At 70.4% G+C, this 25,796-nt stretch carries 18 protein-coding genes; 5 read left to right on the forward strand and 13 right to left on the reverse strand.

Annotated features, from left to right (window positions below; all coding sequences use genetic code 11):
• Positions 1-6: 6 nt before the first annotated feature.
• From IG02_RS0112180 to IG02_RS0112195, 4 genes are all read right to left on the reverse strand, one after another.
• Complete coding sequence (locus tag IG02_RS0112180) at positions 7-999, reverse strand: carbohydrate ABC transporter permease (protein ID WP_030745296.1); 993 nt, start codon at positions 997-999, stop codon at positions 7-9.
• A 27-nt stretch (positions 1,000-1,026) separates the two neighbouring features.
• On the reverse strand, positions 1,027-2,379 hold the full coding sequence (locus IG02_RS0112185; RefSeq protein WP_030745299.1) for an ABC transporter substrate-binding protein: 1,353 nt from the start codon (positions 2,377-2,379) through the stop codon (positions 1,027-1,029).
• 252 nt (positions 2,380-2,631) lie between these two features.
• Entirely contained in the window at positions 2,632-3,630 is a 999-nt protein-coding gene (locus IG02_RS0112190) for a LacI family DNA-binding transcriptional regulator (RefSeq protein WP_030745301.1), read from the reverse strand.
• Positions 3,631-3,756: 126 nt separating this feature from the next.
• Positions 3,757-7,791, reverse strand: coding sequence for a discoidin domain-containing protein (locus IG02_RS0112195; protein ID WP_420707737.1), 4,035 nt, complete (start codon positions 7,789-7,791; stop codon positions 3,757-3,759).
• Between the two features lie 330 nt (positions 7,792-8,121).
• Between IG02_RS0112195 and IG02_RS0112200 the strand changes: the two genes are divergently transcribed.
• Both IG02_RS0112200 and IG02_RS0112205 read left to right on the forward strand, forming a co-directional pair.
• Positions 8,122-9,945: a sensor histidine kinase gene (locus IG02_RS0112200; protein ID WP_078854407.1), complete on the forward strand. Its 1,824-nt coding sequence runs from the start codon at positions 8,122-8,124 to the stop codon at positions 9,943-9,945.
• Positions 9,942-10,619 (forward strand): DUF7342 family protein, encoded by a 678-nt coding sequence (locus IG02_RS0112205; RefSeq protein ID WP_030745307.1) that lies wholly within the window; start codon positions 9,942-9,944, stop codon positions 10,617-10,619. Before IG02_RS0112200 ends, IG02_RS0112205 begins: the two co-directional genes overlap by 4 nt.
• Here IG02_RS0112205 and IG02_RS43860 read toward each other — a convergent pair.
• Together IG02_RS43860 and IG02_RS0112210 are read right to left on the reverse strand one after the other, a co-directional pair.
• The gene (locus IG02_RS43860) at positions 10,595-10,723 is read right to left on the reverse strand and encodes a hypothetical protein (RefSeq protein ID WP_420707738.1); all 129 of its coding nucleotides are present in this window, start codon (positions 10,721-10,723) and stop codon (positions 10,595-10,597) included. The two genes, IG02_RS0112205 and IG02_RS43860, sit on opposite strands and share 25 nt — an antisense overlap.
• 152 nt (positions 10,724-10,875) lie before the next feature.
• Entirely contained in the window at positions 10,876-13,002 is a 2,127-nt protein-coding gene (locus tag IG02_RS0112210; RefSeq protein WP_030745309.1) for a DNA gyrase/topoisomerase IV subunit B, read from the reverse strand.
• A 464-nt stretch (positions 13,003-13,466) separates the two neighbouring features.
• Between IG02_RS0112210 and IG02_RS0112215 the strand changes: the two genes are divergently transcribed.
• A complete protein-coding gene (locus tag IG02_RS0112215; RefSeq protein ID WP_030745311.1) occupies positions 13,467-13,697 on the forward strand; it encodes a DUF7455 domain-containing protein in 231 nt (76 codons plus the stop codon).
• A 116-nt stretch (positions 13,698-13,813) separates the two neighbouring features.
• Here the strand turns inward: IG02_RS0112215 and IG02_RS0112220 are convergent, their stop codons facing one another.
• The 6 genes from IG02_RS0112220 to IG02_RS0112245 form a co-directional block, all read right to left on the reverse strand.
• Positions 13,814-14,659, reverse strand: coding sequence for a serine protease (locus IG02_RS0112220; RefSeq protein ID WP_030745313.1), 846 nt, complete (start codon positions 14,657-14,659; stop codon positions 13,814-13,816).
• A 210-nt stretch (positions 14,660-14,869) separates the two neighbouring features.
• Positions 14,870-16,417: an RNA polymerase sigma factor gene (locus IG02_RS0112225; RefSeq protein WP_030745315.1), complete on the reverse strand. Its 1,548-nt coding sequence runs from the start codon at positions 16,415-16,417 to the stop codon at positions 14,870-14,872.
• A gap of 339 nt (positions 16,418-16,756) precedes the next feature.
• Positions 16,757-17,644: a FadR/GntR family transcriptional regulator gene (locus tag IG02_RS0112230; protein ID WP_051764883.1), complete on the reverse strand. Its 888-nt coding sequence runs from the start codon at positions 17,642-17,644 to the stop codon at positions 16,757-16,759.
• 160 nt (positions 17,645-17,804) lie between these two features.
• Positions 17,805-19,715 (reverse strand): ATP-binding cassette domain-containing protein, encoded by a 1,911-nt coding sequence (locus IG02_RS0112235; protein ID WP_030745319.1) that lies wholly within the window; start codon positions 19,713-19,715, stop codon positions 17,805-17,807.
• A gap of 163 nt (positions 19,716-19,878) precedes the next feature.
• Entirely contained in the window at positions 19,879-20,643 is a 765-nt protein-coding gene (locus IG02_RS0112240; protein WP_030745321.1) for an NUDIX hydrolase, read from the reverse strand.
• A 141-nt stretch (positions 20,644-20,784) separates the two neighbouring features.
• Positions 20,785-22,101, reverse strand: coding sequence for a DUF4192 domain-containing protein (locus IG02_RS0112245; RefSeq protein WP_030745322.1), 1,317 nt, complete (start codon positions 22,099-22,101; stop codon positions 20,785-20,787).
• 621 nt (positions 22,102-22,722) lie between these two features.
• Between IG02_RS0112245 and IG02_RS41525 the strand changes: the two genes are divergently transcribed.
• A complete protein-coding gene (locus IG02_RS41525) occupies positions 22,723-22,869 on the forward strand; it encodes a hypothetical protein (protein ID WP_158712278.1) in 147 nt (48 codons plus the stop codon).
• A 33-nt stretch (positions 22,870-22,902) separates the two neighbouring features.
• On the opposite strand, the gene IG02_RS0112255 is transcribed toward IG02_RS41525, so the two are convergent.
• On the reverse strand, positions 22,903-23,688 hold the full coding sequence (locus IG02_RS0112255; RefSeq protein ID WP_234314711.1) for a hypothetical protein: 786 nt from the start codon (positions 23,686-23,688) through the stop codon (positions 22,903-22,905).
• Between the two features lie 251 nt (positions 23,689-23,939).
• On the opposite strand from IG02_RS0112255, the gene IG02_RS39215 reads away from it, so the two are divergent.
• Positions 23,940-25,715 carry an alpha/beta fold hydrolase gene (locus IG02_RS39215; RefSeq protein ID WP_078854408.1) on the forward strand — a complete coding sequence of 592 codons (1,776 nt, stop codon included), beginning with the start codon at positions 23,940-23,942 and terminating at the stop codon, positions 25,713-25,715.
• Positions 25,716-25,796: the final 81 nt, after the last annotated feature.

The raw sequence follows: 25,796 nt of genomic DNA on the forward strand, positions 1-25,796 counted from the left end.
CTCCTCTCAGTCGTCGGTGCGGGTGAGCCGCAGGTAGAGGGCGGAGAACAGACCGAGCACGATCAGCAGCAGCACGCTCAGCGCGCAGGCCCCGCCGAAGTCGTTGTAAAGGAAGGCGTATTTGTAGATGAGGTAGAGGACCGTGACGGTGGAGTTCTCCGGACCGCCACCGGTGATCACGAACGGCTCGGTGAAAATCTGCATCGTGGCGATGATCTGGAGCAGCATCAGCATGAGCATGATGAAGCGGGTCTGCGGAACGGTCACATGGCGCACGCGCTGGAATATGTTCGCCCCGTCCAGCTCCGCCGCCTCGTACAGTTCGCCCGGGATGCCCTGAAGCGCGGCCAGGTAGATCAGGACCGTGCCGCCCATGTTGGCCCAGGTCGCCACGAGGACCAGGGAGATCAGCGCGGTGTCCGCCCCGTTGGTCCAGTTCGAGGTGGGCAGGTGCGCCCAGCGCAGCACCTCGTTGGCGAGACCGGCGCCCGGGTCGTAGAACCACTTCCACAACAGGGCGCTGACCACTGGGGGGATCATCACCGGCAGGTAGACGACCACCCGGAAGAACGCCCTGGCGTGCCGGAGTTCGTTGAGGACGAGTGCCATTACGAAGGGCACCGCGAAGCCGATGATGAGGGCGAACAGGGTAAAGGTCAGCGTGTTGCGCCAGGCCGCCCCGAACTCCGGGTCCTGGAAGACCCGGGTGAAGTTGGCGGTTCCCACCCACGCGGGCTCCGCTCCGGGCGTGTACTTCTGGAAGGCGATGATCACCGCGCGGATCGCCGGGTACCAGGAGAACAGCGCGAAGGAGAGCAGACCGCCGATCAGGAAGGCATGGGCGCGCGCCTGGTGGGAGAGCCTCCGGCGCAGGTGTCCCGGCGCCACCCGGGCACGGTCCGCCGGGCGCGGACCGGATGCGCCGCCGGCCAGCGCGGTGGCGGACCGCCGCCCGCGGCCGGGGGCCGGGGGGCGCGGGTGCCCCTGGCCGCTCTTCATCGGTGTGTCGGCCGCGGGCATGGTCACTCAGCCCCGGGCCAGGATTTCGTCGATCTTGGACTGGGCGTCCTCCAGGAGCCGGCCGGCGTCGGCGTCCTCCTTGGTGAGCACGGCGGACACCGCGCCGTCGAGGACCGAGTAGATCTGCTGGGCCTTCGGCGGCTCCAGCTTCGCGGTGAGCCGTGCGCTGCCGTCAAGGAAGGAACGGTAGTTCTCGACCGGGACGTTGGCGTACCGCTTCTTCAGCTGCTGGTCCCGTCCGTCGCGGGCGCCGCTCCACAGCCGGGGCTCGGGCATGCCGACGGGGGCCTTGGCCTCCGAGGCGCGCTTCCAGTCGTTGAGGCCGGTGCCGGGCGTGTTGGTCTGGAACTCCAGCCATTTCAGACCGGCCTCGATCTGGGCCGGGGTCGCCTTCTTGTTGAACATGTAGCCGTCGCCGCCGATGAGCGTGCCCCTGCCCCCCGGCATGGGGGCGAGCGCGAGATCGTCGTAGCTCGCGCCCTTCTCCTTGACCAGGATCGGCACGTTGTCGGGCGCCGCGAGGTACATACCGAGCTTGCCGGAGCCCATCATCTGCTGGACGTCGTTGAGGACGAGGAGCTGTTTGCTGCCCATGGAGTCGTCCTCCCAGCGCATGGCGTGCAGGTTCGCCAGCACGGCCCGCCCCTCGGGGCTGTCGACCGCCCCCTTCTTGCCGTCGGCGGTGACGATGTCGCCGCCCCGGGAGTACATCGCGGCGGTGAAGTGCCAGCCGCCCTGGTTCTGCGCGCTGTAGTCCGCGTACCCCACGTACCCGTCGCCGAGCGCGGCGATCTTCTTGGCGGCGGCGCGGACCTCTTCCCAGGTGGCCGGGGGCGTGCTGGGGTCGAGCCCGGCCCGCTCGAAGAGCTTCTTGCTGTAGAGCAGACCCATCGAGTAGTTCGTGCGCGGGATGCCGTAGACCTTGCCGCCGGCGCTGTAGACGTCGCGGAGCGAGCGCTGGATGTCGCCGTAGCCCTTCATGTCCTTGACGTACGAGGTGATGTCCGCGGCCTGGTTGATGTCGATGACGTGCCGGGCGTCCGTGAAGTACGTGTAGAAGACGTCCTCCATCTGGCCGCCGGCGAGCTTGGCGTCGAAGGTCTTGGGGTCCTGGCAGGGGAAGGCGTCACGGCCGATGACGTCGATGTCCGGGTTCGCCTTCTCGAACGTCCTGATGTCGTCCTCGAAGTTCTTCCGGTCGATCTTGGCGCTCTTGGGCGGCATGCAGTTCACGGTGACGCGCGTCCTGCCGTCGGCGCCGCTGTCGCCGCCCGAGCCGCCGCACGCGGCCACGGCGGTGAGGGTGAACGCGGAGGCCAGGACGGCGGTGCGGGCACGGCGAAAACCGGAACGTCTCATCGATGGGACCCCTCCAGTGCGGCAGCGCGGGACGCCCACAGCTGCGCGCTGTGTGGCGGCGCTCACTCAATCACCAACCACCGATGTCCGCAATATGTCGCTCCAATATCGCAAATACTCGACAACTTCACGGCCACTGCCTGCGTGGAACAGTGGGATACGACACCGGGCAGACGGACGGCCCCGTACACGAGGGTGTACGGGGCCGTCCCGGCCGACCGGACCGGCAGAGGGGCCGGACCGGGCCGGGCCTCAGCCGCGGGGCGCCTGCGCCGTGGAGCCGCGCACCACCAGCTCCGGCTCGAACAACAGCTCACCGGGCGGCACCGAACCGCCCTGGATCTGCGCGGTCAGCATCTCCACGGCCGCCCGCCCCATCGCCTCGATGGGCTGACGGACCGTGGTCAGCGGCGGCTCGGTGCAGTTCATGAACGCGGAGTCGTCGAAACCGACCACGGACACCTCGTCCGGCACCCGGAGGCCGCGCCGGCGGGCGGCCCGTACCGCGCCGAGGGCGAGCGGATCGCTGGCGCAGATGATGCCCGTGACCCCCCGGTCCAGCAGGCGCGAGGCCGCCGCCTGTCCGCCCTCCAGTGAGAACATCGTGCGCTCGACGCGCTCGTCCGGCAGGGGCGCGCCGCCCGCGCGCGCCGCCGTCAGCTTGCGGCGCGACGGCACGTGGTCGGCCGGGCCGAGCACGAGCCCGATGCGCTCGTGACCGAGCGAGACCAGGTGGCGCCACCCTTGTCGGACCGCGACGGCGTCGTCGCAGGAGATGCAGGGGAAGTCGAGGTTCTCGATGGAGGCGTTGATCAGGACGACCGGGATCCGCCGCTCGGCGAGCCGCCGGTAGTGCTCGTGCGGGGCGTCCGCCTGCGCGAACAGGCCGCCCGCGAAGACCACGCCGGACACCTGCTGCTGGAGGAGGAGTTCGACGTAGTCGGCCTCGGAGACGCCGCCCTTGGTCTGGGTGCACAGCACCGGGGTCAGCCCCTGCTGTGCCAGTGCGCCCCCGATGACCTCGGCGAACGCCGGGAAGATGGGGTTCTGGAGCTCGGGCAGCACCAGTCCGACCAGCCGGGCTCGCTCGCCGCGCAGCTGCGTGGGACGCTCGTAGCCGAGGACGTCCAGCGCGGTCAGGACGGACTGCCGCGTCGCCTCGGAGACACCCGGCTTGCCGTTGAGCACCCGGCTGACCGTGGCCTCGCTGACCCCAACCTTCTTCGCCACCTGAGCAAGTCGTCGCGTCATGCGCGCAAGAGTATCGCAAATTATGCAAGTTACTTGCTTATGCATGACAAGCTCACGCAAGCCCGCCCCACAGTGGCGGGGCCGGCCGGAGGGTGCTCCGGCCGGCCCGGTCCTGACGCTCGGCCGCTACGGATTACTGATGATTCTGAAGGTGGAGGTGGTGTTCCGGATGTCCACGGCGTTGTTCTCCAGCCGCAGCCCGTTGAAGGTCACCTCGCCGACGGCCGGGCCCTGCCCGTCCTCCGGCATCTCGTTCGCCCACAGCCCGAAGCCGGACTTGGCGTCGTAGGCGTCGCCGCTCTTGCGGGCGCCGGTGACCGAGATGTCGCTCAGGACGGTGTCCTTGATCGGGTTCTGGGCCGTTCCTCCCACGTACTGAGTCTGGAACATGATGCCGCTGTAGGTCGGATCGACGATGTCGACCTTGTTGATCCGGATTCCCTGGAACACCTTGGACGCCGAGAACAGCCAGATCCCCGGGAACGTCTGCCCCTTCCAGAAGTGGCCGCCCGCCCTGACGACCGACACGTTCTCGATCGTCGTCGGACCGGGGCCGAACCCGTTCATGGGGTAGCCGAAGTCCAGCGAGCTGACCGTGATGCCCGAGTACACCAGGGTGTCCGCGATGTGGATGTTGCGGAAGGTGTTGTCGTAGCCGCCGTACACGGCGACGCCCGCGGCCCGCCAGGTGAGAATCGTGGTCAGGTTCTCGTACACGTTGTTCTTCATGTCCGCGCCGCCGGCGTCGATCGCCGAGAACAGCGCGAAGCTGTCGTCGCCCGTCGCCCTGGCCTCGTTGTTGACGACATGGTTGTCCGTGCTGCCGTTGGTCATGTTGATGCCATCGGCGAACATGTTCCGGATCCGCGAGTTCTTGATCGTGACACGGTCCGTATTGGCACCCCAGTAGAGACAGACCATGTGCTCGTTCCAGACATTGTCGATCACCATGTCCGAGACGTTGGCGAAGTCGAAGACCTTGCCGGGGCCGTCGATCCGTGAGGTGTAGTTGCCGAAGTAGGCGAACCCGGAGAAGGCCGATCCGTTGGCGGTCGGGTCCGCTCGGAAACCGACATCGGTGTTCTCTTGCGTCGTCGGAGCACGGAACCGGGTGAACCAGGGCCCGGCTCCCACGACCTTGACCGCCTTCCCGTACACCTGGAACTTGCTCGCCGTCTGGTAGTCACCGGCCGGCAGATAGACGCCGGCCAGCTTTCCCGTGGTGTCCATCCGGACCTTGTCCAGGGCGTTCTGGACGTCCTGGTGGGTGAAGCCGGCGGGGACGGTGTACGCGGCCGGGTCCGGGTTGGCGGTCTGTGTGGCCTGCTCCAGGCTGACGAAGTCGACGGCGTACGTGGACGTGTTGGCCGCGTCCTTCTGGAGCCTGATCCTGCTGCCCTTCGGAACGGTCCGGCCCAGCATCACGTTCGCCTCGTCGTAGATGTGCCGGGGCGCTCCGGCGCTCGGCGAGTTGCCCGGGCTCGCCTCGTCCCCGTACAGCCAGGCGTACTTCGAGGTGAGGGCGACCGCCTTGAGGAAGGTGCCGTCGACATAGAGGTTCAGGGTGGAGTCGATGCCTCCGCCGCCCGGTGCGTCCGGCATGGAGAACCGGGTGACCAGGGTGTTGGTGTCGGCCTTCGCGGTGAATTCGACGAAGTCCCCCGTGGCGTTGAGCGTGACGGCCTTGCGGCCGGACGCCTCGCCCGCGATGTCGCCGATGGCCCTGTTGGGCCCGACGACCCGGGCACCGCCGCCGGTGACGCCGTCCTCGGCCTCGTACAGGTCGAACGGCAGCTGCGCGCCGCGCCCGACGAACAGCGGCCGGCTGCTGGTGTTGTTAGCGCGTTTGCCGGGCAGTTCGTTGGCGTCGTCGGCCAGGACGACCTTCGCCGTGTACCTGCCGTTCGCTGCCGTCCAGGTCCCGAGAGCGACCGGCGTGGAGGTCGCGCCGGGCCGGAGAGTCCCGTTGTACGCGCCGGTCAGGCTCTTCACCGTGGCTCCGGCGGAGTCCAGCAGGGACAGCGTGATGCCGTGGGCGCCCGCCGCCGAGGCCACCGTGCCCTGGTTCTCGACCGTGACGGAGAAGGCCACGGTGTCACCGGCCGCGGGCGCGGAGGGCGAGGTGGAGACAGCGGCGGCTACCAGGTCGGAGCTGTCGACCGGCTTCACCACCAGTGGACTGTCGCCCGTGCGGGCGTTGTTGGTCTCGTCCTGCTCGACGACCGTGTCGGCCGGGTCGGCGACGGCGGCGATCCGGTAGTCGCCGGCGTCCCGGGGGCCGATGTCGGCGGTGACGGTGGCCGAGGCACCGGCGGCGAGCGCGCCCACCTGCGCGGTGCCCGCCCTGGTGTCGTCCAGCCGGAACTCGACCGAGGAGGCGGGCGCCGCGAGCGATCCGGCGTTGCGTACGGTCGCGGAGAGCGTGATCCGATCGGTCTCGACCGGCGCCGAGGGCGTCGCGCGGACCTCGGTGACCTGAAAGTCGGGGTTGGGCGCCGGGTTGCCGAGCACCTGGAACTCGGCCACCTGCCCGGCCGCCCCGCCGGTGTTGGAGGTGAACTTCAACTGGACGTCGGCGACCCGGGCGCTGACGGGGATCGTCACTGCGTTGCCGGTGGCCGGGTCGAAGGCGTAGTCCTTGGCCGCCGCCAGGCTCGTGAAGCCGGACACGTTCTGTTCGCGACCCAGTACCTGGATGTTCTGGGTCCGCGGGCCCCAGGCACTGTCCGGGTTCAGCCGGACGACAACGCTCCGGGCGTCCGCGTCGGCGCCCAGTTTCACGGTCAGGGTGTTGGGGTAACTGCCGCCCGCCCCCTCCCAGTAGGTCGTCACCTTGTCGTCGTTGGCGTTGGCCGCGACATACGTCTGGACCGTGGAGGAGGCGCTGATGGGCTTTCCGACGGCGAGGTTGATCAGCGCGCCCGTGTCACCGTTCCTGGTCACCGTGTTGCTGTCGGCCGACTGGTTGCCCGCCGCGTCCTTGGCCCGTACGCGGTACGAGACCGTGGAGCCGACCGGCTGGATGTCGGTGTAGGTGGTGACCGTGCCGGCGACGCCGGTGCGCAGCTCGCCGTTGGCGTAGATGTCGTAGCCGGTCACACCCGTGTCGTCGGTCGATGCCTGCCAGGTCAGCCGGATCCGGCCGGGCGCCGGCTCGGTGAGGGACAGCCTCGCCGGGGCGGTGGGCGCCTGGATGTCGCCGCTCTCGGGTCCGTGGATCTCCAACTCGGACACCTGGCCGCCGGGCTGCACGGTGTTGGCCGTGATCAGCACCCGCACATAGCGGGTCGTGGTGGCGTCGAAGGCGATGGTCACCGCGTTGCCGCCCGCCGGGGCGAAGGTGTACGCCCTGGCGGCCGTCAGGTCGGAGAAGGCGGCGTTGTCCGTGCTGCCCTGGATCTTGAGTGTCTGGTCCCGGGTCTCCCAGCCGTCCGGAAGGCGCAGCACGACCTCGTTGACGCGGACGGAGGCGGCGAGGTCGGCCTGGATCCACTGGGGGAAGGCGTTGTTGCGGCTCTCCCAGTAGCTGGCCCTGCTGCCGTCGTTGGCGTTGCCGGCCGCATAGACCTCGGTGTGGCTGCTCGCGGTCAGGGTCTTGCCGAGGGCGAGGTTCACCGAGGCGGCGGCCGCGGTGCCCACCTCCACCTCGGCGAGCTGCGCTTTCCCGCCGACCGAGTTGGCCGTGAAGTTCACCCGTACGAAACGCGCCCGGGTGGCCGGGAAGGCGATCGTCACCGTGTTCCCCGTGCCCTTGCCGAAGGTGTAGGCGGCCGAGGTCTTCAGGGCGGCGAAGCCGGCGCCGTCGAGGCTGCCCTCGACGGAGAGAGTCTGCCGCCGGGATTCCCAGCCCGCCGGGAGCTTCAGAACGACCTTGTCGACCCGGCGGACGGTGCCGAGGTCGGTCCGCACCCACTGCGGGGAGCCGTCCCCGCCGCCCTCCCAGTACGTGGCGGAGTCCCCGTCCGTCACGTCGCGGGCGCTGCCGTGGCTCGTTCCGGGACTCACCGACGCGGCCCTGTTCGCGGCGGGGGCGCGGCCGGGGACGGGGCTGTCGGCCACCGCTGTGGGCGCCGGCCACCCGGTCATCAGAAGGCCGGCGGTGACGGTGGCGGCGAGGACGCGCCATACAGGGCGTGTCGTTCTACGGCGTATCGGTCTCATGGATCCCCGATCTTCGGCCTCGGCGCGAGGGCGGCGAGGGGTGCGGCTCGGACTGCCTGGCTGAGTGATCCGGTTTTCTGCACAGATCAAAGCGTCTTTTGCGCGAACTGGTCAGAGAGTTGCAGAGAAATAGGGGACCGTCCACGGTCGTGACGAGATCCGTCACCCTGCCTCCCGCAACAGCACCCCCCGACCTTCTTGCAACGTGAGGCAAAGTCACAGCGCCACCCACTCCGACCAGGGAACTGCAAACGAACCGCAAACCACGCAAGCAATTTGCAGACAGGCCGACATTCCGGAAAAACGCCGGGCCCTTTACCGTTCGTACGTATGAGGGCCGGACCGAACAGCACAGGGAGACGACGGAGGCTCGGCTGGCCGCGCCGGGTCTTCTCGCAGGTGCTGCTGATGCAGATCGCCATCGCCGCGGGCGTCACCGTGCTGGCCACCGGGCTGTTCCTCGCGCCCTTCAGCGAGGAGCTCGACGAACAGGCGATGCGCCGGGCGCTCGTGATCGCCGAGACGACCGCGTCGGCACGGGTCGCCGAGGACCTCAAGGACACCCGGCCCACGGTCGAGGGCCCCGTGCAGGCCGAGGCGGAGCGCATCAGGCGGTCCACCGGCGCCGAGTATGTGGTGATCATGGACCGGCACGGCGTGCGCTGGTCGCACACCGACCGCGCGCAGATCGGCAAGGTCGTCTCCACCGACCCGAGCGCGGCGCTCGCCGGCCGCCACGTCATGGAACTGGACAGCGGCACGCTGGGCCGCTCGGCCCGGGGCAAGGTCCCCCTGCGCGACTCCTCGGACCGGATCGTCGGTGCCGTCTCGGTCGGTATCGCGTACGACAGCGTCCGCGACCGGCTTCTCGCCTCGATCCCCGAACTGCTCGCGTACGCGGGCGGGGCACTGGCCGCCGGGGCGCTCGCCGCGTATCTGATCTCCAGGCGCCTCCAGCGACGGACCCACGACCTGGCGTTCTCCGACATCTCCGCCTTGCTCGCCGAGCGCGAGGCCATGCTGCACAGTCTGCGGGAGGGCGTGGTCGCGCTGGACGGCACCGGCCGGATCCGGCTGATGAACGACGAGGCGCAGCGGCTGCTGCGGCTCGGCCCCGACGCCACCGGGCGGCCCCTCGACACGGTGCTCGGCCCGGGACGCACCACCGAGGTGCTCGGCGGCCGGGTGGTGGGCGAGGACCTGCTGACCGTCCGGGGCAGTCGGGTGCTGGTCGTCAACCGGATGCCCACCGACGACGGCGGGGCCGTGGTCACCCTGCGCGACCGTACGGAGCTGGAGCGGCTCGGCCGGGAACTGGACGCCACCCGTGGCCTCATCGACGCTCTGCGGGCCCAGGACCACGAGCACGCGAACCATATGCATACCCTGCTGGGACTGCTGGAACTGGAGATGCACGAGGAGGCGGTGGAGTTCGTGACCGAGGTCGTCGGGGTGCACCGGACCACCGCCGAGCAGATCACCGAGCGCGTCCACGACCCGCTGCCCGCCGCGCTGCTGGTCGGCAAGGCCACGGTCGCCGCGGAGCGGGGCGTTCCGCTGCGGCTCTCCCCGGACTCGCTGCTGCCCGACCGGCTGGTGGACCCACAGGGGCTGGTGACGGTCGTGGGCAATCTGGTCGACAACGCGCTGGACGCCGCGGCCGGTTCCGAGAATCCGGGGATCGAGGTGGAGCTGCGCGCCGAGGGCCGTACGGTCGTCGTCGTGGTCTCCGACAGCGGCCCCGGCATCGCGGAGGCCGAGCGCGATCTCGTGTTCGCCGAGGGCTGGTCGACCAAGGAGCTGCCGGCCCACGGCAAGCGCGGACTCGGGCTGGCGATGGTGCGCAGGCTCGCCGAGCGGCAGGGCGGCAGCGCGCGGGTCGACGCGGCGGCGGACGGCGGAGCGGAGTTCACGGTCGTCCTCCCGGAGGCACTGACAGGGGCGGACCAGGCGGCCACAGCGGACCGGGCGGGGACGGAACGGCCGGGCCCCGCGGACCGGGCGGACCTCGCGGACCTCTCGGACCGGGCGGATCACGGCATGGCGCGCGGCATGTCCACGACGGGCCTGGACCCGGCGGTCGCGCCACCGTCACCGAGGCCGGCACCGACACCGACACTGCACGAGCGGGCCACCGCGAGGGAGAAACGGTGATCGACGTACTGGTCGTGGACGACGATGTCCGGGTCGCGGGGATCAACGCGGCCTATGTGACCAAGATGGCGGGCTTCCGCGTGGTGGCCGAGGCCCACTCCGCCGCCGAGGCGCTCGCCCGGGTGGCGGAGCACTCCGTCGATCTCGTCCTGCTCGACCACTATCTGCCGGACCGGAACGGGCTCGCGGTGGTCCAGGAACTGCGCCGACACGGCCACCAGACCGACGTGATCATGGTGACGGCGGCCCGGGACGTGGCCACCGTCCAGGCGGCGATGCGCCATGGCGCGCTCCAGTACCTGGTGAAACCGTTCACCTTCGCCGGACTGCGGGCCAAGCTGGAGGCGTACGCCGGACTCCGCAGGACTGTGGAGGGCGGCGGCGAGGCGGAACAGTCGGAAGTCGACCGGATGTTCGGCGCCCTGTCCGTCGCGACCGCGCCCGCCCTGCCCAAGGGCCACTCCCCTACCACGGCCGAGCTGGTCCGCCAGGTGCTGCTGAGCGCCGAGGGCCCCCTCTCGGCCCAGGAGATCGCGGAGCACGCGGGCATGAGCCGGCAGACCGCACAGCGCTACCTGAAACTGCTGGAGCAGACCGGACGGGTACGGCTCAGCCTCCGGTACGGGGAGACGGGGCGCCCCGAGCACCGCTACACGTGGGCGGCGAGCGCCTGACCGGTCGGCGAGCAAGGGCCGACCAGGGCGAGCACCTCGGCCTCCCGTGCGGTCAGCCCGCCGGGCAGCGCGGCCGGGACGGATGGCGCGGGCTGCGCAGTCACCCGTTCCAGCAGTCGCCGCTGGAGGGCGGGCGCCAGCCCGGCCTGCCCTGCCGCGACGTCCTCGACAGCCGGTCTACCGGGAGACGGCCCGACGCCGGCCGAGAGACGAGCCGACGCGGGCCGCGAGAGGGCCCGGAGTCGGCCGAGGCGGCTCAGGTGTCGATGCGCGAGCGGTCCAGGGTCGCGGCGGAGCTGGTGATGAACTCCTTGCGGGGCGCCACCTCGTTGCCCATCAGCAGGTCGAAGATCTGCTCGGCCGACTCCAGGTCCCCGATGTTGATCCGCCGCAAGGTGCGGTGACGCGGGTCCATCGTGGTCTCGGCCAGCTGGTCGGCGTCCATCTCACCGAGGCCTTTGTAGCGCTGGATCGAGTCCTTGAACCGGATGTTCTTGCGCTGGAACTCCAGCAGCGTCTGGCGCAGCTCGTTGTCCGAGTACGTGTACACGTACTTGTTCTGGCCCTTCTTGGGCTGCACCAGCTCGATGCGGTGCAGCGGCGGTACGGCGGCGAAGACCCGGCCCGCCTCCACCATCGGCCGCATGTAGCGCTGGAAGAGCGTGAGCAGCAGGCACCGGATGTGGGCTCCGTCGACATCGGCGTCCACCAGGAGCACGATCTTGCCGTAGCGGGCGGCGTCGATGTCGAAGGTCCGCCCGGATCCCGCTCCTATGACCTGGATGATCGCCCCGCACTCGGCGTTCTTGAGCATGTCGGAGACGGACGACTTCTGCACGTTGAGGATCTTGCCGCGGATGGGCAGCAGGGCCTGGAACTCACTGTTCCGGGCGAGCTTGGCCGTGCCGAGCGCGGAATCGCCCTCCACGATGAACAGCTCGCTGCGCTCGACGTCGTCACTGCGGCAGTCGGCGAGCTTGGCGGGCAGCGAGGAGGACTCGAGCGCGGTCTTCCTGCGCTGCGCCTCCTTGTGCTGACGGGCCGCGATACGCGTGCGGGCGGCGGCCACGACCTTGTCCAGCACGGCCCGCGCCTGCGCCTTGGCATCGCGCTTCGTCGACGTCAGGAAGTCCTTGAGCTCCTTGGCGACGACATTGGCGACGATCCGGTTGGCGGCCGACGTACCGAGGATCTCCTTGGTCTGGCCCTCGAACTGCGGCTCCGCGAGCCGGACCGTCACCACGGCGGTGAGGCCCTCCAGAGCGTCGTCCTTGACGACGTCGTCCTCCGCGACACGCAGGAGCTTGGCCGAACGCAGCGCCTCGTTGACCGTCCTGGTCACCGAACGTTCGAACCCGGTCACATGCGTGCCCCCCTTGGGGGTGGCGATGATGTTGACGAACGACCTGATCGTGGAGTCGTAGCCGGTGCCCCAGCGCAGCGCGATGTCGACGCCCAGTTCACGGGTGACCTCGGTGGGGGTCATGTGCCCGCGGTCGTCCAGGACCGGAACGGTCTCCTTGAACGTCCCCTGACCGGTCAGCCGGAGCACGTCGCACACGGCCTTGTCCTGGGCGAGGTACTCGCAGAACTCGCTGATTCCGCCGTCGAAGCGGAAGGTCTCCACGGAGGCGCCGCTGTCCTCGCCGTTGCCGCCCGACCGCTCGTCCCTGACGACGATGGTCAGGCCGGGGACGAGGAAGGCGGTCTGGCGGGCGCGCTGGTGCAGCGTCTCCAGCGAGAGCCGGGCGTCCTTGAGGAAGATCTGCCGGTCGGCCCAGTACCGCACGCGCGTGCCGGTGCGGGTCTTGGGCACCCGCTTGCCCTTGACCAGGCCGTTCGAGGGGTCGAACGGGGCGTCGGGCCCCTGCTCGGTGAAGATGCCGGGGACCCCCCGGCGGAAGCTGATCGCGTGCGTGGCGCTGTTGCGGTCCACCTCGACGTCCAGCCGGGCGGACAAGGCGTTGACGACCGAGGCGCCCACGCCGTGGAGCCCGCCCGAGGCGGCGTACGAGCCGCCGCCGAACTTGCCTCCCGCGTGCAGCTTGGTCATCACGACCTCGACGCCGGACAGGCCGGTCTTGGGCTCGACGTCGACCGGGATGCCCCGGCCGTTGTCCTTGACCTCGACCGAGCCGTCGTCGTGCAGGATCACCTCGATGTGGTCGCAGTAGCCGCCGAGGGCCTCGTCGACCGAGTTGTCGATGATCTCCCAGAGGCAGTGCATCAGGCCACGGCTGTCCGTCGAGCCGATGTACATTCCGGGGCGCTTGCGGACCGCTTCGAGCCCCTCAAGGACGAGCAGGTGCCGCGCGGTGTAGTTGGAGCCGTCACGGTCTGCGGTCAGCAGCGCAGTGGACGGCACGGACGTATCGGCGGTCACGCGGTTCGCTCCTCGCTGAATTTGGATGGGGGCCCGGTGGGGTAAAGGCCCGGCTTCTGTCACCGGTCAGAGCGTACAGAGGCCAGGTAGAGCCGTTGTCACGCCACCCTCGCCGATTCTTATGCTAGTCCAAGGTCGCATACGTGTTCGATCCCTCGAGGGAGTGAAGCACACATCACGTTCCCTTCCAGGCATGAACCATTTAGGCTCCGGGCACGTCCTCCTCAACAACCGGCAAGCCAGCCGGGGAGGGCACCCCCGACAAGCGACCCCGAGCGAACCCCAAGCAAGCGAAACCCGTAGCGCGAAGCTCCACCAAGCAATACGGCCCATTCGCCGCCAACCGTCAGTATCCAGCCACCACCAGAAAGAATTTTCAAGGAAAAGCCGCGAGCGGGAACGTTTTCGGCCTGGTTGGATGTTGACCCTGGTACGACAGCTCGTCGAGCTAGAGAAGAGGCGACGTGACTACTGTTCTGACCCCCGCGAGCCCGCTGACGGCGGCTGACCGCTGCGACCGCTGCGGCGCCCAGGCATATCTGCGCGTCCGCCTGTCCAGCGGTGGTGAGCTGCTCTTCTGTGCCCACCACGGGCGCAAGTTCGAGCCGGAACTCAAGAAGATCGCCGCGGAAATACAGGATGAGACCGACCGACTGACGGCCGTACCGGCCGGCGGCGGTGAAGAGGAACGCTGACACCTCGCATCCGACGACGAGCCAGGCGCCGGTCCCGAGCCGGCCGACGGGCGGCCACCCGCACAGCGGGTGGCCGCCCGTTCTCGTCGGCGTGAGGCGTGCCTTTCCCCGCCCGGTCAGCCGCCATGGGCCCCGACGGCCTCGGCCACCAGCGGTACGTCGACCGTGATCCGCGTGTACACCCCCGGGCTCTCGGGGCGCCCGCAGCCGCTGCCCCAGGAGACGAGGCCGATGAGCCGTCCCTGGGCCACCAGCGGCCCGCCGCTGTCTCCCTGGCACGCGTCATGCCTGCCCCCGGGATCGCCCGCACAGAGCATCGTGGAGGGCTCGTAGCGGCCCCCTGAGCCGCCCGGGTAGGCCTTCCGGCACTCGGCGTCGTCCAGGACGGTCACGCGCGCCGCACGCAGCGCGTCGGCGTACGTACCGCTACCGGTGGTGTCGCCCCAGCCGTAGACGTGCGCCTCGGTCCCAGGCTCGGTGACCGGGTTCCCCGGCTCCGCCGACCGGATCACATACCCCCTCGGCAGCGCCCGGGACAGCGTCACGACGGCGAGGTCCGACCTGTTGGTGTCCCGGTCGTAGGCGGGGTCCGTACGCACGGAGCGCACCGCGACCTCCCTCCCGCCGCCGCCACGCAGCCGCTCGCGGCCCGCGATGACCCGGAGGTCGCCGACCTCCTCCGGAGCGGCGCCGAGAACGTCGGAGCTCATGCAATGGGCCGCCGTCAGGACCTTCGTCGGCGCCACCACCACTCCTCCGCAGAACTGGCCCGCCCGCTTGGTGCCGAACCGGCCGACACTGGAGAGGGCCACGACCCAAGGACTGTCAGCGGTCCGCACCGGCTGGCCGCCGACAATCACCCGATCGGCCGCGGCGGGCGTGGGCGCGACGAGCGGAAGCGCGACCCCGGTGGCGACCACGGCCAGCCCGCCGGTCAGCTTTCGGGCAAGGGAACGGCGCATTCGGGCTCCTGACTCTCCGGTTTACCTTGATATACCCAGAGTCACCCACTCAGTCGGGGCTCGCACCCCCGCGCACAGCGCGGGCCCGGATTCTCGGTGACATCCGGGCCCTCACATGTGCTTCCGCGCGCCCCCAGAACCACCCTCAGGACGCAACGCCGCGCCACCGGCGAGCCTGTGGTGCGGCGCGGGGTGGCCGGCCGGGTCCGGTCAGTCCAGGTAGTCCCGGAGCACCTGCGAACGCGACGGGTGGCGCAGCTTCGACATGGTCTTCGACTCGATCTGGCGGATGCGCTCACGCGTCACGCCGTAGACCTTGCCGATCTCGTCCAGCGTCTTGGGCTGACCGTCGGTGAGGCCGAAGCGCATGGAGACCACACCCGCCTCACGCTCGGAGAGCGTGTCGAGCACGGAGTGGAGCTGCTCCTGGAGGAGTGTGAAGCTCACGGCGTCGGCGGGCACGACCGCCTCGGAGTCCTCGATGAGGTCTCCGAACTCGCTGTCGCCGTCCTCGCCCAGCGGCGTGTGCAGCGAGATCGGCTCCCGGCCGTACTTCTGGACCTCGATGACCTTCTCGGGGGTCATGTCGAGCTCCTTGGCCAGCTCCTCCGGGGTGGGCTCGCGGCCCAGGTCCTGGAGCATCTGGCGCTGCACGCGGGCGAGCTTGTTGATGACCTCGACCATGTGCACCGGGATACGGATGGTGCGCGCCTGGTCCGCCATGGCGCGGGTGATCGCCTGCCGGATCCACCAGGTGGCGTACGTGGAGAACTTGTAGCCCTTGGTGTAGTCGAACTTCTCGACCGCGCGGATCAGGCCCAGGTTGCCCTCCTGGATCAGGTCCAGGAAGAGCATGCCGCGGCCGGTGTAGCGCTTGGCCAGCGAGACCACCAGCCGGAGGTTGGCCTCCAGCAGGTGGTTCTTGGCGCGGCGGCCGTCCTCGGCGATGATCTCCAGCTCGCGCTTGAGTTTGGGGGCGAGCTTGTCGGAGTTCGACAGCTTGTCCTCGGCGAACAGGCCGGCCTCGATGCGCTTGGCGAGCTCGACCTCCTGCTCGGCGTTGAGGAGCGGGACCTTGCCGATCTGCTTCAGGTAGTCCTTGACCGGGTCGGCGGTGGCACCGGCGACGGCCACCTGCTGGGCCGGCGCGTCGTCCTCGTCGTCGTCGGAGAGGACGAAGCCCTTGTTCTCGCCCTCGGGCTCCTCGTCCTCGCCCTTGACGACGGGTACCTCGTCGGTCGGCTCCTCGCCGTCGATGAGGTCCTCGACGTCCTTCTTGGCGACGGTCTTCTTCGCGGTCGTCTTCTTGGCCGCGGTCTTCTTGACCGTGGCCTTCTTGGCGGCGGACTTCTTGGCCGCGGCCTTCTTGGCGGGCGCGGCCGGCTCTCCGGCCGCGGCGTCCACGGTCCCCGCGGCGGGGGCCGCCGTGGCGGCGACGGTCTTCGCCGCGGCCGTCTTGGCGGCGACGGTCTTGGTGGCGGTGCGCTTGACCGGGCTCTTCGCTGCGACGCTCTTGCGGGTGCGCTTCGGCGACTCCGCGGCACTGACCATCAGCGTCACACCCTCTTCCTCCAGAATCTGGTTGAGGCTGCGCAGAACATTTTTCCACTGGGTTGGCGGAATCTGGTCGGCCTCGAAGGCGCGACGCACGTCATCGCCGGCGATCTGCCCATCAGCCTTTCCCCGCTCGATGAGCGCCATCACAGACTCGGACTCGGCGATCTCCGGCGGGAGCGTACGGGATGTGCTGGCCGACACGAACAACCTCTCGGAACGATGGGAACGGCTTCCGGCCCCGCCCAGGATCGGGTCGGAGCCGACGACCGTCGACTGGGGATGGGCCGACGGCGCGGGCTTGGACCTCGGGGGTGAATACAGCGCCATACGCGGCGGCCGTATTCCCTCCTCGGCTGTCACCTCTTAGGTCATCGCGCTGGCTCGAGGAGTGTTACGCCCAATCCACGTGGCCCGAGTCACACCCCATATGCGACAAACCATCCAGGGGTGCGTTTAAGGCCCCACAATCGCGTCGCCGGACCCCCCGGGTCCGGCGACACACGATGCGTACGCCCCGTACGCCCCCGACTGGGCCCGTGATCAGTGCTCGCGGGGCGCCGGAACGACGCGCTCCACCTCGGGCTGGACGGTGAGCAGTTGACGCATGGCCGATTCGGCACCAGACGCGTCACCCCCGGCGAGGGCGTCGACGATCCGCGCGTGGTGGGCGAGCGAGGCATCGGTGGGACGGTCGCATCCGGTGACCGGGCCGCCGGAGACCTGGAGCGCGGCGGAGACGATCCCCGAAAGGTGCTCCAGCATCCGGTTCCCGGCGAGCTGGATCAGCAGGGAGTGGAACTCGGCGTCCGCACGGGCGAAGGTGATGGCATCACCCTGGGTGAGGGCGTGCCTCATGATCCCCACCATGTCGGAGAGGCGCTGCTGGGCGTCCGCCCGGCCGTGCCCGGCCGCCAGGCGTGCGGCGAGCGGCTCGATCGTCCAGCGCAGCTCGCTCAGCTCACGCCGCTGGTCGTCCCGCTGCGGCCCGAACGCGCGCCACTCGATGATGTCGGGGTCCAGCAGGTTCCAGTCGCTCACCGGCCGGACCCGGGTGCCGACATTGGGGCGGGCGCTGACGAGGCCCTTGGCCTCGAGGACGCGCAGCGACTCCCGCACCACCGTGCGGGAGACCTCGAAGCGCTGGCCGATCTCCTCCGGCACGAGCGGCCGGTCGGCACCCAGATCGCCGGAGACGATCATCTGGCCGAGCTGCTGGACGAGTTGGCCGTGCAGGCCGCGGCCGCGGCTGGTCGTCGACCGCCGCCCCACCCGGCCCAGATCGGTGTCGGCACCCTCCCAGACGGGGGTGGCCACGCGGTCGCCGACGGACGTCTCCGCGTAGGGGTAGCGGTCGAGTTCACCCGAGTCGGCGAGGCCGGTGTCGACGGAGCGGGCGGCGGTCATCATGGTGTGCGCAAGGGTACTCACGCATCCTTTGTCGGCGTTGCTCCCACCACCCTTGAGGTCTTTGGTGAAAAGCACACGAAAGGGTGATCGGCGCCCGCCCTTCAATTGACGCCTTATCGGAAAGAAGCGGGCTTTTTCAGGGGAGTTATGGGCAGGAAGGCACGATATGGCTGATTTTCAGTCACCAACGGACTCTGCGGGAAAGGCCGATGAACAGATACGCGCACAGCAGGGCCGTCAGCGACAACGCCAGTGCCAGGGCGACCGGTTGGGCGAGGAGCCCGGACAGGACCGGCAGCCACCGGTCGACCTGGTGCGACCAGTCCAGCCAGGCCGCCCAGCCGCTCTCGTGCAACCTGCGCGTGAACCCGGCGGCGGTACGCACGGACGGACCGTCGAGCACCGTCCGGAGAAGGGGAACGACCACCGTCGGCACGACGACGACCGAGGCCACGCCGGCCATCGTGATCCGGAACACCCCCGCGCCCAACAGCCCCACCCAGCCGCAGCCGACGGCCAGCGCCGCCCAATCCGCGGCGAGTTCGGGCCAGTTGCCAGGGACGGGGACGGCGTCCGCGCCGTACACCAGGCGCAGCGCGCCGAGGTCGGCCGCCGCCGTGACGAGTGCGAGGAGCAAGGCCGCTCCCGCCGTGACGGCGAGTTTGGCGAGCAGCAGGCCCAGTCGGCGCGGCACGCAGCCGCGCGCTTCGGCCAGGGCGGGATAGCGGAACTCCTCGCCGAACGAGAGCGCGCCGAGCAGTCCGGCCCCCAAGGCGGCGGGCGGCAGCGGCAGGAGCGCCGGCCAGGCGGCGAACAGGTCCGGAAGCGGCGTGCGGCCGGCGCGGGCGAGCGGGACGGCGATCAGGACGGACGGGACGAGGACGGCGGCAACGGCGAGAAGGGCGGCGGGAGTACCGAACATCCGGCGGAGTTCGTACCGCACCGGCCGGAGCGGACCGCGGACCGGGCGGCCGAGCCCTGGCGGCGTGAACCGACCGCCGCCGGGGCGGTCGTCACGGCCGTCCGCGGACCTCGGTCGGCGGACGCCCCTTTCGCGCCGGGCGTCGCCGGGCGTGCCACCGCGCGGGTGCGCGTGCGGGGAACCGTCCGCACGGCCGGGGTCGGGGCGCGGCACGCGCACCGCCCGGTCGTCCGTACCGGGGGCCGGCGCGGGCCCGGGGACGAGGCCCGGCGAGGGGGCGGAACCCGGCGCGGGGACGCCGGCGTCCCCGATCTCGTCGGCGAGCTGGTGGACCAGCACGCCGTGCCGGAACGCGGTCTCGCCGATCTCCGGGCAGCTGCTTCCGTAGACGGTGATCCGGCTGCCCGCCTCCGTGACGACCTCGACGGAGCGCCTGCGGGCCCGGGCCTCGCGGCTGAGAGCGTCCGCGAGGCGGGCCGCGTGCGGCGTCCTGACCGCGACGCGCGGGCGCAGTCTGGTGCGCGCGAAGGAGGCGACGTCCTGGGCGGCGACGAGACGCCCCGCGTCCAGGGTGACCACGTGATCGGCGGTGCGGGCGGCCTCCTTGGGGTCGGCGGTCGTGTACAGAACCGTGCCGCCCTGGCCGGCATGCGCCCGCAACAGCCCGAACAGCCAACCGCTCTCGCGCGGTGAGAGACCCGCCGAGGGAGCGTCGAGCAGCAGTGTGTGCGGATCGCCCAACAGGGCACAGGCGAGCCCGAGTCGGCGGTCCATGCCGAGGGAAAGGGTGCCCAGGCGTTCACCCCGCAGCGCACCGAGGCCCATGATGTCGAGGAGTTCGTCGGCACGCGCCGCGGGGACACCGACGGCCGCCGCCAACATCCGCAGCTGGCCACGGGCCGTTCGCGCCGGATGGCCCGGCACGTCGCCGAGGAGCACTCCGATCTCGCGGCAGGGACGGCTGAGACGGTGGAGCGGACGACCGCGGAACAGGGTCGTCCCACGCCCCGGTTCGAGGTCGAGCATGAGCCGCAGCGCGGTCGTCTTGCCCGCACCGGGGGCGCCGAGAAGGGCCGTCACGGAGCCCGGGGGCGCCTCGAAGCTCAGATTGTCGACGGCGCGCGGGAGGTCTCGACGGGGTTCGCTGGTCAGTCCGATCGCCTGGAGCATCGCTTCTCTCGCGGGAGATGGGACCACTCGGACGCTGAGTGGACACCGCAGCAAGATAACGCTATATGTCAGACTTTCAGCGCAATAGCGGTGTCCCGGGTGTGGAGTGTCCCCGCACCGGGCCGTTCCCGACGGCAGCGGCGGCCGGGAACGGGGGCCGGTGTCAGACCTCGGGACGCAGCATGGGCGGGTTGAGGATGGTCGCCCCGCCCGCCCGGAACAACTGCGCGGGCCGGCCGCCCTGCCGGGTCGTGGTCCCGCCCGACGGGACCAGGAACCCCGGTGTTCCCGTGACCTTGCGGTGGAAGTTGCGCGGATCGAGCGCCACACCCCACACCGCCTCGTACACGCGCCGCAACTCGCCGACGGTGAACTCGGGCGGGCAGAACGCCGTGGCGAGGGAGGAGTACTCGATCTTCGAGCGGGCCCGCTCCACCCCGTCCGCGAGGATCCGCGCGTGGTCGAACGCGAGCTGCGCCGTCTGCTCGCCCTCTCTCGCGTACCCGCCCTCCGCACTGAGCAGGTCCTCGACCGGCGCCCAGCGGGCGCTGTTCGCGTCGCCCCCCGCGCGTGGCGCGGGCAGGTCGGGCGAGAGCGCCAGATGGGCCACGCTGACGACCCGCATCCTCGGATCGCGCTCCGGGTCACCGTAGGTGGCGAGCTGCTCGAGATGGGCGGCGCTCCCCGGTGCCGAGGAGACCTCGTCGTGAGCGCACAGGCCCGTCTCCTCGGTCAGCTCCCGCGCCGCCGCCGCTGCCAGGTCCTCGTCACCGCGGACGAACCCGCCGGGCAACGCCCACCGCCCCTGGAACGGCGGCTCCCCGCGCCGGACGACGAGCGCGCACAGCGCGTGTCGGCGCACGGTGAGCACGACCAGATCGACGGTGACGGCGAAGGGCGGGAAGGCCGATGGGTCGTAGGGCGACATGCGGCGATCATAGTCGTCTGCCTGACGATAAACACTCCTTCCGTTCAAGGTACCGAGCACTTCTTCGCCGTCCCCGCGCCCCCTCGCGGCACGGCTCAGTCCGGGCGCCGTCCCGTCAGCGGACAGCCGGGCGCTCAGCGCTCACCTGCCGCTCCTGGTGCCGCGCCTGCCGGTCCGCCCCCGCGCCCGCTCCGGGGCCGTCGTCGCGCCGGGACGTGGCCCCGCGGCCGGGAGGGCCTTGCGTACGGAGCCAGGAGGGGCCGGGCGCGGCCCCGGCCGTCCGGACTTCGGGCGCGCCGCGCGCTGTCCGTGGCGGGCGCGCTCCTGCCGCTCCGAGCGCAGACAACGGCGCAGCGCTTCCGGATCGAGCCCTTCGTTGCACGCCTGGTGGAGCAGCTGGGCGAAGACGTACCGGGGGTCGATCCGCAGGGCGAGCGCGAGAGCGACCCGGGCGGCCGGCTCGTCGCCGGTGGACCAGGAGACCCACGCCGCGAGGGTCAGCGGAGCCGTGGCGTACTCGCCGTACGGGCCGACGCAGCGGCGGGCCAACGTGCGCCAGAGACGTAACGCGGGTGCCGCCTCGGAGCCTTCCATCCACTCGGCCGCGCGGTCCCGGGTCTCCCGGTCCTGAAGGCCGACGATGACGGCCGCGGCCTCGTCATGGCCGATGAGCCGGTCGTCCTCGGCGTCCTGGTCGGTGCGGCCCGTGGCGGGCACCGGTGCCTGCGACAACCGCTCCATCAGCGATTCCGCCAGCTTCAGGGTTTCCTCCGCGACCTGTTTCCGGCCGGCTCCGGCCAGGATCCTGGGCACCAGCGCCGCCCCCGCGTCGTCCAGGGCCCGCGCCTGGTCCTCCGCCTCCGCGGCGGGCCACGGCGCCAGCCGTGCCTCCATCTCCCGCAGCGAGCCGCGCACCCGCACCCCGGCGTAGGCGGCGGCCGCGGCCATCACCGATGTGCCCGGCAGGGCGAGGCCCGTCCCTTCGGGCGGGCAGCAGCGGACGTCCGGACAGCAGTAGGACCAGAAGCGGCCCTCCGAGATGCACAGCACCTCGTAGACGGGGACGTCGAGGCTTCCGCACGCGGTGCGCAGCCGCTGCGCCAGGGGGCGCAGGCGCTCCATCACCCGCCGGCCCGTCTCTCCTTCCGCGGGGTCCTGGCAGAGGAAGGCGACGATGCCGTCGGGCCGGGGGCCACGCCGCTCGCTCCCCTCGATCAGGCACTCGGCGAGTTGCTCGGCCACCGGCGCCCATTCCTGCGGCGCCCGCGGGATGCCGAGCCTGAGCCGCCCTCCGAAGCGGCCCCGCTCGCCGTGCAGCGCGACCATGACGATGGAGTCGGTGGGGTGGAAGCCGAGCAGATACGGCAGCGCGTCGGCGAGTTCCGCCGGGCTGCGCAGCGTGATCTGCTGCCCGTCGGCGGATCCGGTCGGTTCGTGGGGTTCACGGTGCTGGTTCATGGCACGACCGTCCCGCATCGGCCGCGCTCCCGCGACCCCTGTGGATAACTGTTGTCCACAGGCTCGGGGTCGCGTTGGCGCGGTGTCGGAGTCATCGGGTTGCATGGGGGGCATGACCAACGCAGACCGCGCGGACCTCCGCGCCTCGGCCGACTCCGACCTACCCGGGAGGCGAGGAACTGGAGCGGGCGCTACACGTCTGGTTCGACCTCTTTCGGAAGCACCTGGAGTGGTTTTACTTCTTCGACGTGAAGCCGAAGCCGCTGGTGGACCACGCGGTGGAAGTGATCCGCGAGCACGGCTTGGAGTGGAAGAGCGTGCCACAGCGGAAGAAGGAGATCGCTCAGGCTGTCCGGAGCACGAGAAAGGCTGCGCAGCACCTGAGGTCCCTCGGCTCGGAGATCCGGCGTATCCAGGATCTGGGGCAACGAGTCCGCGCCGAGGCCGAACGAGTGCTCACGTGGGATTTCGTCCCACGCGCAGAAGAGGACGAGGCATTGGCCGACCGCGCCCGCCAGGAGGCACGTCCACCTTCTCCGCCTCCTGTCCGACCACCTCGGACGGCTCCTGGAGGACATGAAGAGTTCCATCACCTCCGCTACTCGGACTGGCGTCCTGCCGATGACCGATGCCAAGGCCGCGTCCGAACTGGACGGCGAGACGGTGGAACAGATCATGCACAAGCCGAAGGCGTCGAATTCAGGCCCGTGGAAGCTGATTGAGCAGTGGCAGGCGCCGCTGAACAACTCGAACGCCTTGAGGATCTGACCTCTTTCGGCCGTCCCGGAAACGACCGCCGGCTCATGTCCCGCCGCCACAGCCACCGCCGCACGAACTGGACGCGCCGACACCGCCGTCGTTGGCCCAGCCGGAGGTAGCGGCGGAGCCCGTACCGGCAACCCGCTCCGGTTCAGGGACGCGAACGCCCGCCTCGGCGACGCAGCGCTCGCACAGCGCCCCGAACTCGGGCCACTGCTCAGGTCCCCTCCGCCCGTTTGCCACACCGAGCCAGATCGCCACCGGCACATGCACGGCCAGGGCGATCATGAACCAGAGCCCCTCCGCGCCCGGCTGGCGGGCGTAGAAACCGACGCCGAGGACGAGGACGGCGAACAGACCGCACACCGCGGCCCACCCTTCCCTCGCGCCGGGCACGTCGCGCGTCCGACGAACGGGGAGGTTGCGCCGTGCTGTCCGCCGCAACTGGGAGCGGAAGGCCGGGAAGCGGGACGATGCTCTCACCTCCTCCAGAGAGCCGCTCCCTCCGGCGTCGTCAACGGCCGTCTGCAGTGACCCCAGCAGGAGGTGCGTTTCCGGTCCTGCTTCCGCGATCGCCCGGCGCCGGCCGCGGAAGGAGCGGGGCCCGGCGGAGAGCAGCAGCATCCCGGCCTGTGTCGCGGCCCGCTCTCCCTCAAGGTGATACATGGCGAGAACGGGTTTCGCGCCACCGGTCTCGAAGAAGCGTCCGATGGCCTTCCGGTCGCGCCGGAGCACGTAACGGAGGCGGACCAGCGAGAACGCCATGAACGTCGTGAAAGCGCCCACCCAGACCGCCGCGAAGGCCCAGAAGGTCGGTAAGTCCGTCAAGAAGCCTGGCATCCGTTGTCCCCCGCTGTCCCTCGCCGATTCATCCGGTCCGTCAGGGCTGCCGAGCGAGCGGTGTCCCTGGCTTCCAGAGTGGCAGGAACGACTCCCGCCGCACAGATGCCCGCCAGATCCCCGATTCCGGGACGGTCGCCCGCCGGGGCGGGCGGAGCGCGGGAGGCGTCCCGAAAACGGCGGGGCGCCACGGAGAAGCGGGACGAGCCGCTTCGGGCGGCCAAGCGGGAGGGGAACGCGTGAACGCCGAGCTGGACGAGATCGCCCGCGCCGGGCTGATCGAGCGCGAACCGTGCCCACGGTGCGGTGCGCCACCCGGGTCGGTGTGCCGGGCGAACTCCGGCGTCGTCACCGTCGACTACCACACCGGCCGGTACGCGAAGATCCCCATGCTGAAGTCCGGGCCCGCGATCCGTATCCCGGCCGCGCGCGGGCCAGGCCGTACCTGGCAGCCCGGCCCCGAACCCGCCCTCGACCCCGCGCTCCTCGCGCGGGCCGGCGACCGCATCGGGTACGCCCGTGTCTCCAGCCAGGGCCAGGACCTCGCCGGACAGGTCCGCCTCCTGAAGAAGGCCAACTGCGTGCGGATCTACGTCGAGAAGATCGGCGCCCGGGAGAAGATCCGCCCCGAGTACAACGCCGCCCTCGCCGACCTGCGCCCGGCCGACACTCTCACCGTCACCATGTTCGACCGCCTCGGCCGCAACATGATCGAGCTCATCACCGCATCACAGGGCCTCGCCGAACGCGACCACCGCCTGGAGATCCTCAGCGGCCCGCTCGCCGGGATGTACGACCCGCAGGGCGCCGGCAAGGTGCTCTTCGTCATGTTCGCAGCGATGGCGGAGGTCGAGCGGGAGTTCATCCACGAGCGGACCCTCATCGGCCTCGACACCGCGGCCGCGAACGGCAACCACGGCGGCGGCCCGCCGGCCGTCCACGGCGACATGCTCGCCATCGCGCTCCGACGCCGCCACGCCAACGAACCCGTCACCTCGGTGTCGGCCGCTCCACCCTCTACCGGACGCTGTCCGCGTACGACGAAGCCGTCTCCACCGGCCGCGAACCTGACGGCACCACGGACGGGGAACCGGCGCACTGACGAAACCCTGCGCCGCGCTGACATCTACTCTGCGCACGACAAGGTAGCCGGGGAGGAGCGCGAGTGCGCGGCGGGGTTTCTCTACGGTGGATCCATGCCGGCCAGACCTGTTCCAGCCCGAGGCGTGCGTGCTTACCTCATCACTCCCGACGGTCGACGTCTTTCCTATCTCGACTTCGGTCCGGACGGGGGCCGGCCTCTGCTGGCGTTGCATGGGCATCTTGGTGAGGGCGCTGATTTCGCTGAGTTGGCCGGTGCCCTCGGTTCTGACGGGTGGCGGGTGTTCGCGCCCGATCAGCGTGGACACGGAGACTCCGACCGGGCGGAGCGGTACGATCGGAGCGGATACCTTGATGATCTCCGTTTCCTGCTCGAACACTTGGGCCTCGGCTGTCGGGCCCTGCCCGTTCTCGGGCACTCTCTCGGCGCCATCAACGGCTATCACCTTGCCGCGGACCGGCCCGGCACGGTAAGCGCCCTGATCAACATCGACGGGCCCGCGTATCTGCCCCTCGTGGACCCCGTACCGCTGTCCTTCCTGCTCGAGCTGCCGTACACCGCCTCCACAAGCGAAGAACTCCTCGCCGCCTGCGGTCCCCTGGCGCCCCTGCTGGAGAACGGACTGCGGCCTCACCACGACGGCTGGCGGCTCGCCTGCCACCCCAAGGACATGGTCGACTCAGACACCCGCGTGCTCGGCGACCACTGGCGGCAGTGGCTGGGCTCCGACTGCCCCGCACTGCTCCTGCACGGCACGGCCAGCACCGTTCTGCCCACCGCTCAGGCCCACGAGATGGCATCCCGGCGCCCCGGCACCCTCCTGGTCGAACTGGACGCCGATCACTGGGTTCACCTACGGAAGCCGGAAGAGTCAGCGCGCGCAATCCGCCGATTCCTCAATGGCTGCTTGTGAGCAGCCGCAGGCGTGCTCTTCCCGCACGTCGTGCTCAAGGAGGAACTGCTGCTGCAGGGGGCACCCAGCGCTTGCGGAGCT

It is taken from the genome of Streptomyces sp. NRRL F-5135, from assembly GCF_000719775.1.
GTDB classification, from domain to species: domain Bacteria; phylum Actinomycetota; class Actinomycetes; order Streptomycetales; family Streptomycetaceae; genus Streptomyces; species Streptomyces hebeiensis.